12 protein-coding genes are annotated in these 11605 nt (G+C 53.4%); 7 read left to right on the top strand and 5 right to left on the bottom strand.

Annotation, left to right across the window (positions count from 1 at the left end; genetic code table 11):
• Position 1 precedes the first annotated feature (1 nt).
• Genes L3K52_10285 through argB form a run of 3 tightly spaced genes read left to right on the top strand, consistent with a single transcriptional unit; the run spans position 2 to position 2592 of the window.
• Positions 2-1402, top strand: a complete 1401-nt coding sequence (locus L3K52_10285) for a phosphomannomutase/phosphoglucomutase (protein ID UOG90595.1) — start codon at positions 2-4, stop codon at positions 1400-1402.
• A 34-nt stretch (positions 1403-1436) separates the two neighbouring features.
• A complete protein-coding gene (locus L3K52_10280) occupies positions 1437-1757 on the top strand; it encodes a DUF3144 domain-containing protein (GenBank protein UOG90594.1) in 321 nt (106 codons plus the stop codon).
• Positions 1735-2592, top strand: coding sequence for an acetylglutamate kinase (argB, locus tag L3K52_10275; protein UOG90593.1), 858 nt, complete (start codon positions 1735-1737; stop codon positions 2590-2592). The genes L3K52_10280 and argB overlap by 23 nt, the downstream gene beginning before the upstream one ends.
• On the opposite strand, the gene L3K52_10270 is transcribed toward argB, so the two are convergent.
• From L3K52_10270 to thiL, 3 genes are all read right to left on the bottom strand, one after another.
• Complete coding sequence (locus L3K52_10270; GenBank protein ID UOG90592.1) at positions 2513-3193, bottom strand: DUF4124 domain-containing protein; 681 nt, start codon at positions 3191-3193, stop codon at positions 2513-2515. The two genes, argB and L3K52_10270, sit on opposite strands and share 80 nt — an antisense overlap.
• Positions 3194-3341: 148 nt before the next feature.
• Positions 3342-3917, bottom strand: coding sequence for an SPOR domain-containing protein (locus L3K52_10265; GenBank protein ID UOG90591.1), 576 nt, complete (start codon positions 3915-3917; stop codon positions 3342-3344).
• 83 nt (positions 3918-4000) lie between these two features.
• Complete coding sequence (gene thiL, locus L3K52_10260; GenBank protein ID UOG90590.1) at positions 4001-4951, bottom strand: thiamine-phosphate kinase; 951 nt, start codon at positions 4949-4951, stop codon at positions 4001-4003.
• Between the two features lie 127 nt (positions 4952-5078).
• Here thiL and L3K52_10255 point away from each other — a divergent pair, with 127 nt between their 5' ends.
• Positions 5079-5708 carry an arginine N-succinyltransferase gene (locus L3K52_10255; GenBank protein ID UOG90589.1) on the top strand — a complete coding sequence of 210 codons (630 nt, stop codon included), beginning with the start codon at positions 5079-5081 and terminating at the stop codon, positions 5706-5708.
• A gap of 3 nt (positions 5709-5711) precedes the next feature.
• On the opposite strand, the gene nagZ is transcribed toward L3K52_10255, so the two are convergent.
• Positions 5712-6794 carry a beta-N-acetylhexosaminidase gene (nagZ, locus tag L3K52_10250; protein UOG90588.1) on the bottom strand — a complete coding sequence of 361 codons (1083 nt, stop codon included), beginning with the start codon at positions 6792-6794 and terminating at the stop codon, positions 5712-5714.
• 43 nt (positions 6795-6837) lie between these two features.
• On the opposite strand from nagZ, the gene L3K52_10245 reads away from it, so the two are divergent.
• Both L3K52_10245 and L3K52_10240 read left to right on the top strand, forming a co-directional pair.
• Complete coding sequence (locus tag L3K52_10245; protein UOG90587.1) at positions 6838-7578, top strand: fused MFS/spermidine synthase; 741 nt, start codon at positions 6838-6840, stop codon at positions 7576-7578.
• Positions 7579-7620: 42 nt separating this feature from the next.
• The gene (locus L3K52_10240; GenBank protein ID UOG90586.1) at positions 7621-9198 is read left to right on the top strand and encodes a peptide ABC transporter substrate-binding protein; all 1578 of its coding nucleotides are present in this window, start codon (positions 7621-7623) and stop codon (positions 9196-9198) included.
• A gap of 13 nt (positions 9199-9211) precedes the next feature.
• Here L3K52_10240 and L3K52_10235 read toward each other — a convergent pair whose 3' ends face one another.
• A complete protein-coding gene (locus L3K52_10235; protein ID UOG90585.1) occupies positions 9212-9967 on the bottom strand; it encodes an RNA methyltransferase in 756 nt (251 codons plus the stop codon).
• A 100-nt stretch (positions 9968-10067) separates the two neighbouring features.
• Here L3K52_10235 and L3K52_10230 point away from each other — a divergent pair, with 100 nt between their 5' ends.
• Entirely contained in the window at positions 10068-11588 is a 1521-nt protein-coding gene (locus L3K52_10230; protein ID UOG90584.1) for an alanine:cation symporter family protein, read from the top strand.
• The last annotated feature ends 17 nt before the right edge of the window (positions 11589-11605 follow it).

Genomic DNA, 11605 nt, shown 5'->3' with positions numbered 1-11605 from the left:
CATGAGCATTCCGCAACCACTCATCTCCCATTCTTTATTCCGTGCTTACGATGTGCGCGGTGTTTATGCTGACAATCTCACCGAGCACAGTGTGCGCCTGATCGGGCAAGCCATTGGCTCGCAATTGCGTGATCGGGGTGAGCAAGCAGTGGTGGTGGGGCGCGATGGGCGGCTTTCCAGCCCCGCCTTAGCGCAAGCCGCCATTGAAGGCTTAATGGCGGCGGGTTGCCATGTCACCAATGTCGGTTTAGTGCCAACGCCGGTGTTGTATTTCGCCGTGCAATCGGGGCTTGCGCCGCACGGGGTGATGATTACAGGCAGTCACAATCCGCCCGACCAAAACGGCATTAAAATTGTGATCAACGGCGAATGCCAGTACAACGAGCGCATTCAACGCCTGTACGAGCGCATTATTCGCGGCGAACTCTGGCATCAGCCCGATGCAGGCAGCGTGCAAACCGCCAGCATTCTGAGCACATATCAACACACCGTGTGCCAGCAAATCCACCTGCAACGCCGCCTGCGGATTGGGCTGGATTGCGGCAATGGCGCAACTGCATTGTTGGCGGAACATTTTTTCCGCGATTTGGGTTGCGAAGTTTACCCGCTGTTTTGTGAAGTCGATGGCAATTTCCCCAACCATTCCCCCGACCCGACGCAACCTGCGAATTTGCAAGCGCTGCAAACCTTGGTGCGCGAACAAGGGCTGGATATTGGCATTGCTTTTGATGGCGATGGCGACCGCTTGATTGCCGTCGATGGTAATGGGCATATTCTCTGGCCGGATCGTATCCTCATCCTGCTGGCGCAAGCGGTATTGCCACAGCAACCGGGGCGTATGGTCGCCTATGACGTGAAATGCACTTATCGGCTGGAGCAGGCTATCCGTGACGCGGGCGGCATTCCCGGCATGTGCATTAGCGGGCATTCCTTGCTGAAAAAATACATCCGAAAACACAACGCGGTATTAGGCGGGGAATTCAGTGGGCATATCGTGTTACGCGATCGTGGCATGGAATACGACGATGGCATGTACATTGCCGCGCGTTTGCTAGAAGTGTTGTCCTGTGAGACCGCTACTCCCGCGCAAGTATTCGCCCGAATTTCTGAAGGTTTCAGCACGCCAGAACACAAGGTCTACTTTGCCTCTTACGAAGCGGCAGCAGCAGTGATGCAAATCTGGATGCAAGATCAGCAACTGCACGCACAACGCCTGATTACGCTCGATGGAATGCGTGCCGAATACGCCGACGGCTGGGGTTTAGCGCGTGCCTCCAATACCAGCCCCACTATTACCTTGCGCTTTGAAGCCGATACGCCGGAACGCTTAGAAGCCATCCGCGCCCTGTTTCGTGCCGATATTCAACGCCTGCAATTGACCCCGGAGGCATTGCCGTTTTAATCTTGCTCCCCTTACCCTCAAGGATTCTCACCACATGAGCAAGAAACAAAGCAGTTCGCAAGACAATGACCCGGAATTCTGGGACTTGGCAGAGAAATTTATTGAGCTGGCGAATACCTCCGTCGACACCAGCGATTTAGGCAAAGTTGGCGCTGCCATGCTGTATGCAGCGGCACGCTTCAACACCTTCGTTGTTGCTGCCTCCTCCATTGACCGCAAAGAATTCATCGAAGACGCTGACGATACGATGGATTACCTCAGCAAACAATTCCGCCACATGCTCGGCGACAACCTGCGTGATTTCAAAGACAACTACAAGGTCTATATCAAACATGACGACGAACAGCCCGAATAGTACCGCTGCTATTCTGATGGAGGCGTTGCCTTACATCCAAAAATATTCCGGCAAAACCATTGTGGTCAAATACGGTGGGAATGCCATGACTGACCCGGCATTGCAACAAAGCTTTGCCCGCGACATCGTGCTGTTGAAACAAGTGGGGATTAACCCGGTGGTTATTCACGGCGGTGGCCCGCAAATCGGCAATCTGCTCAAGCAAATCGGCAAGGAAAGCCATTTCGTGGATGGAATGCGCGTCACCGATGCCGAAACCATGGACGTGGTGCAAATGGTGCTGGGTGGCTTGGTCAATAAGCAAATCGTCAATATGATCAATCAAGCCGGTGGGCGGGCGATTGGTTTGACCGGCAAAGACGGCAATATGATCATTGCCCGCAAAATGCAACACCCGGACGTTGACCTAGGGCATGTCGGCGAAGTCATCGAGATTGATGCCAGCGTGGTCAAAATGTTGGAAGAAGACCGCTTTATTCCGGTCATCGCCCCGATTGGCGTAGGCAGAGATGGTACCAGCTACAACATCAACGCCGACATCGTGGCAGGTAAAATGGCGGAAGTGTTGAATGCAGAACGTTTGCTATTACTCACCAATACGCCGGGGGTACTCAATAAAGTGGGGACTTTGCTGGAAATTTTGAGTCAGCAAGACATCCAAGCATTGATTGCCGATGGCACGATTCAAGGCGGTATGTTGCCCAAACTGGCGTGCGCTACCGATGCGATTGCTGCCGGTGCCAAAAGTGCCAGCATTATTGATGGTCGAGTGCCGCACGCAGTGTTGCTGGAGCTGTTGACGGATCAGGGCGTGGGGACGATGGTGACGCCTTAAGCAATTTGCTTAAACGTTCCCGGTCTTTTTCATAACGCTGGCGCAGACGGTCTTGCTCGGTTTGATTTTCTTGCAAGGCGTGATCGTAAGCCGCCAGTGTCTTTTCGGCATCTTGAATGTAACCGTTGAGTTTTTCACGTTGTTCAGGCTCGGCGACTTTGCTGGCTTGCTCTCTGACCGCCGCTAACTTGGTTTCCAGAGACTCACGCCGTTCCGCAATGGATTGGGTATTTTTATCCAACACGGCTAATTTGCTGTGAAATACGGCTTCCAGTTCCGCTACATCCGCGTAATTAGCCAGCAGGTGGTTGTCTTGTTCTTGTTGCTTGTTATCCAAGGCATCGCGCAATTTTGCCAAGGTCTCGCGGCGTTTGCCTGCGGTAAGCTCTGCTTCGCTGGGTGCTCCCGGCACGATTTCAACGGTCATGCCTTGCTTGTTTAACTGGGCGTGACCCTGCTTTTCGACGGAGGGGGGAACCACATCAGAATAATGCACCATGCCTGCGGCATCTACCCAACGGTATAAACCCGCTTGCACGCTGTTAGCGAATAGCAACAAGGCAAATAAAGCAAAGTGCGGTAATAGGGCAATTCGTCTCATGGCGTATAAAAATCTCAAATGATTTGTATACGTGTATTTTTAGCATCTATACCGCAATAAATCGTGTGATGAGCAGAAGAGCGGGAGAATTAGCGTTACGAAGTGCGCAATGCCCCTTACAACAGAAGCATTGCGACACCCTTAAACCTTAGCGAACGGTGTAAAAAGCATCCGGCACACTGGAACGAATGCGGCTCAAATTGGCTTTAGCTTCGCTCTCGCTGCTGAAGGGGATACGCACTTTGTAATAGCCGCCCACTTGATCAACCACTGCATTGAAACCGGCGGATTGCATTTGGCTGCGCATTGCATCGGCCGTGCCTCGGTTCGGGCTGGCAACCACTTGTACAGCATAAGAGCCGCCAGCCGAGTTGCTGTAACTGCCCGCAGACGAACTGCCTGACGCAGTGTAGTCGTAATAGTTACCCGTAGAAGCCGTGGTCGTACCACTGCCGTAAGCAGAACCTGTCGATGCAGTGCCAGCGCCGTAATCATAATAAGACGTGTTGGCTGTAGTGCCTGTATTAGTCGTAGCAGGGACAGCGGCGCCGTAACCGTAATCGGTGGAAGCTGTCGTTGTACCGTAGCTATTGTTATTGTAAGGCGCGTAATCGCCACCCGTGGTTGCGCCTGCCTGCGTGTTAGCACCCGGCACAGGTGTGCAGCCAGCCATCAAGGTTGCCAGAGTCAGCGCAATTGCGCCCATTTTCAATTGATTGTTCATACGTTTAAGCCCCAAGTGCTAAGTGATTGTTGTTTTGATAGACAGTGTTAGGTTTATGAAGGTTCCCAAACGCACTGCCATTCTCAAGAAAAATGTTCATAACCTTGCCGTTTATCGGAAAAGGTATAATCCACGGATAAACCCGTTTGATTATCATCCACTTCTCCGATAACTGTAACCTGAATGTGATACTTATTAGCCACTTGCTGCACCTCATCTAAATGCTGCTTTGGCAAGGTAAACAATAATTCGTAATCATCGCCGCCCCTCAGAGCAAAATCCAGCCGCTGCGCTAACGCCAGTGGTTGCAATGCGGCTGAAACAGGAATCGCCGTGTGCTGCAAACGCGCCCCCACCCCCGAAGAAGCCGTTAAAATATGCCCCAAATCTGCCAACAACCCATCAGAAATATCCATACAAGCGCTCGCCAACCCACGCAAACACTGCCCCAACGCCACACGCGGGGTAGGATAATTCAAACGCTGCACGCAAAATGCCGCCGCCACCGTTGGCAATACCAAGCGTTGCTGCACAATCGCCAAACCTGCTGCCGCATCACCTAAAGTACCGGAAACGCAAATCCAATCACCGTGTTGCGCCCCGCTCCGCAGTAACGCCCTACCCGGCGGAACCCACCCCATGACTTGAATCGTAATACTCAGTGCACCGCGCGTGGTATCGCCCCCAATCAAGAAAATACCGTGCTGTTCCGCCAGCTCCCGCATTCCGCGCGTGAATTCCGCCACCCATTCTTGATCTGCCGCAGGCAAGGAAAGCGCCAACGTAAACCATGCCGGTTCTGCTCCCATTGCCGCCAAATCACTCAAATTCACCGCCAATGCTTTGTAACCAATCGCGTGTGGTGGCGTATCCAGCGGGAAATGCACCCCGGCATTGGAAGTATCCACCGACACCACCAATTCTTTATTCGCCGGTAATGCCAGCACCGCCGCGTCATCCCCGACACTGACACGCACACTCTCAGGCTGAGGTTGCCACAGAAAATGTTCGCGGATTAGCGAAAATTCCGACATACTATTGCCCGTTGATCGTTAAATAATAGACTCTGGCAGATTTCTGCAACCTCAGCCAGATGTTTTGTGCTAAATGCTTACGATAGAACAGCCTAGACGGGCTGTACGTTTTCTTGCTGGAGCATAAATGGACACAAGCTCAGACACAAAAATTGGGTGCTTACACGTCGCTGGCGTGATTTTATTAACTGTATTTATCTCTGTCAGCGTCACGCTGTGGGTTATTCAATACTTCTTATTTCCCAAGCCGTTTCAACCTGTCACCCTCGATGCGCGTGAAACGACTGTACTGGCGCAAAAACTCCAACAAATCGGTTTACCTGCGGATAATCTCACCCCCGAACCGTATACCGAAGTCGGCGCAAGCCGTGAAATTTCACTATCCGAAAAAGAGCTGAACGCCTTGCTCGCCAAAAACACCGACATGGCAGAACAAGCGGTCATCGATCTTGCTGACAACCTCGCCAGTGCCAAAATATTGCTGCCACTTGACCCCGAATTTCCGTTTATCGGCGGCAAAACGCTCAAAGTGAATGCGGGCATGGAATTGGCCTACGCCAACAACAATCCCATTATCAAACTCAAAGGCGTGAGCGTGTGGGGCGTACCCGTGCCCAACGCATGGCTGGGCAATCTGAAAAACGTGGATCTGGTCAACGAATTTGGCGGCAATGCCGGTTTCTGGCAATCCTTCGCCGCCGGTGTCGAAGACATCCACGTTGAAGAAGGGCATTTGCTCATCAAACTCAAGGAATAGCGCTTACAACACCGTACCGCCGCGTGTGGTCGGGTCATACGCCAAGGTCATGCCGGATACGGTATCCGCCGCAAATTGTGCCAACACCGCCTCCGCTTCAGCCCAAGTCGGCTGTTGTTTCGCCTGCTCAAGCGATGTGAAATGACGGCTGTATAAGCGCGACAACCGTGCTTGTGCCGCCGTGTCGCGATAATCCGCCAAGGCTTCCACCACCGACACGGCTGCCGCACGGTTATTGCACATCAACAACTGATCGCAACCTGCTGCCAACGCTGCTTTGGCTCGCCCCACAAAATCGCCTGCGGCTGCCGCTGCTGCCATATCCAAGGCATCGCTGAAGATTGCGCCCTGAAAACCCATTTGCCCGCGCAAAATCGCCTGCAACCAGCGCGGCGAAAACCCGGCTGGCGCAGAATCCACGCACGAATACACCACGTGCGAGGGCATCACCGCCTCCAGCCCTTGTGCAATCAAATGCCCGAACGGGGCAATGTCTTCCGCCCACAAGGTTTCCCAGCTACGCTCATCACACGGCAAGGCTTCGTGCGAATCCGCCGTCACGCCGCCATGACCGGGGAAATGCTTGCCGACTGACACCATGCCCGCCAAACGTGCGCCCTGCATCCACGCCCCCGTCAATGCCATTACCGTTGGCGTGTCTTGCCCGAAGGCACGATCACCGATCACCCGACTCAGCCCGCGATCAATATCCAACACGGGCGCAAAGCTGAAATCCACGCCCACCGCTTGCAACTCAGATGCCATCAACCAACCCATGCGTTGCGCCGCGTGCTGCGCCGCCGCTGGTGACTGTTGGTACAACGCCGCGTAATACCCCGCTGGCGGCAAACGCTGAAAACTTTCGCGAAACCGTTGCACCCGTCCGCCTTCCTGATCCACCGCCACCAGCAAATGCGGTTCGCGCACCGCCCGAATCGCTGCCGTCAACGCCGCCAATTGCGCCGGATTCTGGTAATTACGCGCAAACAAGATCACGCCCCCGACGGCGGGATGTTGCAACAATTCGCGGTCTGCGGCACTCAACTCCGTACCGGCTAAATCCAGCATGACTGGCCCCAATGACATTTGCTTACTCCTTTTGCTCACACAGTTGTGATACGTTTACGCCATGATACAAACCCTACACCACAGCGACGATGAATTCGGCTCAATCACGGTACTCGATGATGGCGAATGCCGCATTCTAGCCTTTGCACCCAATGATGAGCAAAGCCGCTGTTTAAAAGCCGCCCCGCACGTCTTGCAATACGAATACACCCAAGCGATGTTGCTGGTATTGCTGTTTTGCCAACCCAAACGGGTGCTTATTTTAGGCTTAGGCGGCGGCAGCTTAGTCACCGCTTTGCACCGCCACATCCCCGGCATTCACATTACCGCAGTGGAATTACGCGCCACCGTCATCGACGTTGCCCAGCGTTTTTTCCAAATGCCGCGCAGCAAGCGTTTACAAATCGTCCAACAAGATGCCGACGACTTTCTAAACAACGCCGAATTGCGCAAAGTGGATGTAATATTCGCCGACCTCTACCACGGTGATGGCATAGACCATGTGCAATTGCGTGCCGATTTTGTCGCCCGTTGTGCCGCCAATCTCAAGGAAGACGGCTGGCTCGTGATGAATTGCTGGACAGAACAGCGCGAAGACCCGTTGCTACGCGATGCCTTACGCGCACACTTCACCGACATACGCACCGTGCTGACCGCCAGCAGAAACTGGGTCATCATTGCAGGCAAAGCGCCGGATTTTCAAACGACACGCGCCTTGAAAGACACGGCTGAACACCTGAGCGCCTCGCTGGGCTTTCCGTTGATACGCGCCCTCATGCGCTCGCGGGCATTAGGCGAATAGCCTGTGTTATCATGCTTCCCACCCACTTCATTGGAAAAAACCATGCGCAAACTGCCACGCTTGTTCCTCGCCCTCTGCCTCACCTACGCCCCGTTTGCCCTCGCCGAAACCGTGTTGAAGCGCGGTAATGGCACTGAACCGGAAACGCTGGATATTCACCAATCCTCCGGCGTGTCTGAGGCGAATATTCAGCGCGATATGTTTGAAGGGTTGGTCACAGAAGATGCGTTTGGCAAGCTGCAACCCGGCGTGGCAGAAAAATGGGAGATCAGTGCCGACGGCAAACGCTACACCTTCCACTTGCGCAAAGACAGCCAGTGGTCAGATGGCACGGCGTTGACGGCTGATGATTTTGTCTACGCCTACCAGCGGGCGCTTGCCCCGGAAACCGCGTCCGACTACGCCTTTATCCTCTGGCCGATAGCAGGCGCAGAAGCCTTCAACAAAGGTGAAAAAAAAGACCCCACCAGCATTGGCGTGCAAGCCCTCGATCCGCAAACTTTGGAAATCAACCTCAAAGCGCCCACCTCCTATTTCCTCGGCATGTTAATGCACCCGATGGCGTTCCCCATTCCCAAACAAGCCGTTGAAAAAGCGGGCAAGGATTGGATTAAACCTGAAAATATCCGCTGCAACGGCGCGTACTGCCTGAATGAGTGGACACCGCAAGCCCACGTCAAGCTGGTAAAAAACCCACATTACCGCCGCGCCGCCGAGGTGAAAATCGACAGCGTGTACTACATCCCCACCGAAGACCAGAACAGTGAACTCAAGCGCTACCGTGCCGGGGAAATCGACATTACCTACGACGTGCCGTCCGATCAGATTAAAACGGTTGCGCAAGATTACGCCACAGAATTCCACAGCACGCCGTACATTGGCACGTATTACTACGCATTGAATCTGGAAAATCCAGCGTTCAAAGAAAACCCCAAAGTGCGCCGCGCCCTCTCGCTGGCGTTGGATCGCGGCATTCTCACCGAAAAAATTACCCAAGCCGGTGAAATCCCCGCGTGGGGCTGGGTTCCACCCGTCGATCATTACACCCAGCAAAACATGGAAGAAAAAGCGCTGGATAAGGCGGCTCGCACCAAACTTGCCCAAGAGCTGTATGCCGAAAGCGGCTACGGCGCGGACAAACCGCTGGAACTGGAAGTGCTCTACAACACCAGCGACAACAACAAAAAACTCGCGATTGCGGTCGCGGCCATGTGGAAACAAACCTTAGGTGTGAAAACCAACTTGCGCAATGAGGAATGGAAGGTCTACCTCAACTCGCGCAAGCAAAAGCAGTTCCAAGTGGTGCGTTCCAGTTGGGTTGGCGATTATAACGACGCACACACCTTCCTCAGCTTGTTTAAATCGGATGTCGGCGAAATGAACACCTCCGGCTACAAAAACCCCGAATTCGATCGTTTAATGGCAGAAGCCGAAACCCAAACCGATGCCCAAAAACGTCAGGAAGCGATGGAGCAAGCCGAACGCATTCTGCTCGCCGATACGCCGATCATCCCGATTTACTACAACACCACGCAACACTTGGTCAGCCCGAAAATCAGCGGGTGGGAAAATAATGTGATGGATGTGCATCCAACCCAGTATCTGGGCTTAGTGCCGTAATCGTGCGAATGGCTTAGTCACGGGAGTGGAATTTGCGCCCCGCAAACGCCGCCAACATGCCGCGCAAAATACTCATCTCGCTGACCGTCACTTCTGCCCGCCCGAACAGCCGCCGCAACCGTCGCATCAGCAAACGCGGGTTTTCGGGGTCGAGAAAACGCGTGTCGATCATCGACTGTTCTAAATGCGTGTAAAAACTCTCCATTGCCTCAGCACTGGCCAAAGCTTCATCCGGGTCAGTGGAAGTCGCTGAATTAGGCATTGCTAAACGCATTGCGGTCGCGCACTCGTAAGCCAATACTTGAATCGCCATCGCAATATTCAGCGACAAAAAGTCGAATGCCATCGGAATATGCACCAAGGTATTGCAGTGATCGAGTTCTTCATTGGTCAAACCGTTGCGCTCGCGCCCAAACACTAACGCGATTTTTTGCTGCTGTCGCAAACGTTCCGCTACAAATGTGCCGCATTCCCGCGCATCCATCTGCGGCCATTGCAGAGTACGCTCAGAACGCGCACTCGCCCCAATCACGATGTGGCAATCCGCCACCGCATCCGGCAAGGTCGGCACAATTTTTGCTTGCTCAATAATGTCATTTGCGCCGGATGCCAGCGCCCAAGTGTCTTGCGAATACGGTTTGCGCGGAGCAACGAGGCGTAAGTCTTGAATCCCCATGACTTTCATGGCACGCGCTGCCGAGCCAATGTTGCCGGGGTGCGAGGTTTCCACCATGACGATGCGTAAATGTTGAAGTGTAGTGTATGGCACTGGGTGGTTATCCATCCGATAGTTCGTTAAGCGGACATTATGCTATAGTCTTTTGGGCAATATGACCAATAAATGAATCGCTTGGAAGAGGAGTTCCTGCATGAGAAAAATTGTTTCCCCGCCCACAATAGCGCTTGCTCTGCTACTAACCGTGCTGCCCAGTTTGGCGTTGGCGGCGGATAGCGGTCTGGATGCTTGGTTTGGCACGCTGAATGGCTGGTTATCGACCGTCATTTTCTACGACGTGTTCCCCGGTGAAGCGACAATGCCGTTTATCGTGGCTTGGCTAATTGTCGGGGCGGTGTTTTTAACCGTGCGCTTTAGCTTTGTGAATTTGCGCATGATGGGACATGCCTTCGCCGTCTTGCGCGGCAAGTACCGCACCAAAGATGACAAAGGTGAAGTGACCTCGTTTCAGGCGTTGACCACGGCTTTGTCCGCCACAGTGGGCTTGGGCAATATCGCGGGGGTGGCGATCGCGATTTCCATCGGTGGCCCTGGTGCGACATTTTGGATGATTGTCGCGGGTTTCTTGGGGATGACCACCAAGTTTACCGAAGCAACACTGGCGCAAATGTACCGCGAGGTGCGTCCTGATGGGCGTCTAATGGGCGGGGCGATGGAATATTTATCCAAAGGCTTTGCTGAAAAAGGCATGGCTGGCACGGGTAAATTTTTAGCGGCAATGTTTGCGGTGTTCACGATTTTCGGCTCATTGGGCGCGGGCAGTGCCTTCCAAGTCAGTCAGTCGCTGGGAGCGGTTAAAGACCAGATTCCGTTTTTTGCCGAAACCCCGATTGCTTACGGTATTTTAATGGCGGTTCTAACCGGCTTGGTAATTGTTGGTGGCTTACGGCGCATTGCGCTGGCGGCAGAAGCGATCGTGCCGACGATGGTGATCATTTATTTAGGCGCATGTTTCTGGATTATTTTAAATAATATCAACGGTGTGCCTGAAGCGTTGAGTAAAATTGTGGTAGAGGCGTTTTCACCGATTGCGGTAGCTGGCGGCATTGTCGGGGCAATCGTGCAAGGTTTTAAACGAGCGGCGTTTTCGAGTGAAGCCGGTTTGGGTTCAGCCGCGATTGTGCATTCCACCGCATCAGTGAAATACCCGGTGCGTCAAGGGATGGTGGCATTGTACGAGCCGTTTATTGATACCGTGGTGATTTGCACTGCAACCGCCTTGGTGATTATTTTGACGGGTGTTTACAATGCACCGGAAACCGAGGCGATTCGGGCAGCGAAAGAAGGCGCGGCCTTGACCGCCGTTGCATTCAGAACCGTGGCGGATTGGTTCCCGATTATTCTTACGTTGTCGGTGTTCCTGTTTGCTTACAGCACCATGATTTCTTGGTCTTACTACGGGGAACGTTGCTGGGTGTACTTATTCGGTGAAAAGCTTTCTATCGTTTACAAAGCGATGTTTTTGCTGTTCATTGTGTTGGCATCAGTGGTAAGTGCGGCGAATATGCTGGACTTCACCGATTTGCTGGTATTAGCGATGGCATTCCCGAATTTGATTGGATTGTATTTGCTCAGTGGCAAGGTGCGTGTCGCGCTGACTGATTACACCGCGAAGTTAAAAAGTGGTGAGTTAGATCGCGAAGTACAGCGTTAAACCGCAACCGTTGGGGG

It is taken from the genome of Candidatus Thiothrix sulfatifontis, assembly GCA_022828425.1.
GTDB lineage: Bacteria > Pseudomonadota > Gammaproteobacteria > Thiotrichales > Thiotrichaceae > Thiothrix > Thiothrix sulfatifontis.
This window is presented reverse-complemented; position numbering and strand designations above follow the sequence as displayed.

What these genes read in the sequence shown, in the direction of transcription:
- L3K52_10240 (UOG90586.1), top strand. Translation starts at nt 7,621, where the DNA reads ATGCGCAAACTGCCACGCTTGTTCCTCGCCCTCTGCCTCACCTACGCC.
- L3K52_10270 (UOG90592.1), bottom strand. Translation starts at nt 3,193, where the DNA reads ATGAGACGAATTGCCCTATTACCGCACTTTGCTTTATTTGCCTTGTTG.
- L3K52_10280 (UOG90594.1), top strand. Translation starts at nt 1,437, where the DNA reads ATGAGCAAGAAACAAAGCAGTTCGCAAGACAATGACCCGGAATTCTGG.
- argB (UOG90593.1), top strand. Translation starts at nt 1,735, where the DNA reads ATGACGACGAACAGCCCGAATAGTACCGCTGCTATTCTGATGGAGGCG.
- L3K52_10230 (UOG90584.1), top strand. Translation starts at nt 10,068, where the DNA reads ATGAGAAAAATTGTTTCCCCGCCCACAATAGCGCTTGCTCTGCTACTA.
- L3K52_10285 (UOG90595.1), top strand. Translation starts at nt 2, where the DNA reads ATGAGCATTCCGCAACCACTCATCTCCCATTCTTTATTCCGTGCTTAC.
- thiL (UOG90590.1), bottom strand. Translation starts at nt 4,951, where the DNA reads ATGTCGGAATTTTCGCTAATCCGCGAACATTTTCTGTGGCAACCTCAG.
- L3K52_10265 (UOG90591.1), bottom strand. Translation starts at nt 3,917, where the DNA reads ATGAACAATCAATTGAAAATGGGCGCAATTGCGCTGACTCTGGCAACC.
- L3K52_10255 (UOG90589.1), top strand. Translation starts at nt 5,079, where the DNA reads ATGGACACAAGCTCAGACACAAAAATTGGGTGCTTACACGTCGCTGGC.
- L3K52_10245 (UOG90587.1), top strand. Translation starts at nt 6,838, where the DNA reads ATGATACAAACCCTACACCACAGCGACGATGAATTCGGCTCAATCACG.
- nagZ (UOG90588.1), bottom strand. Translation starts at nt 6,794, where the DNA reads ATGTCATTGGGGCCAGTCATGCTGGATTTAGCCGGTACGGAGTTGAGT.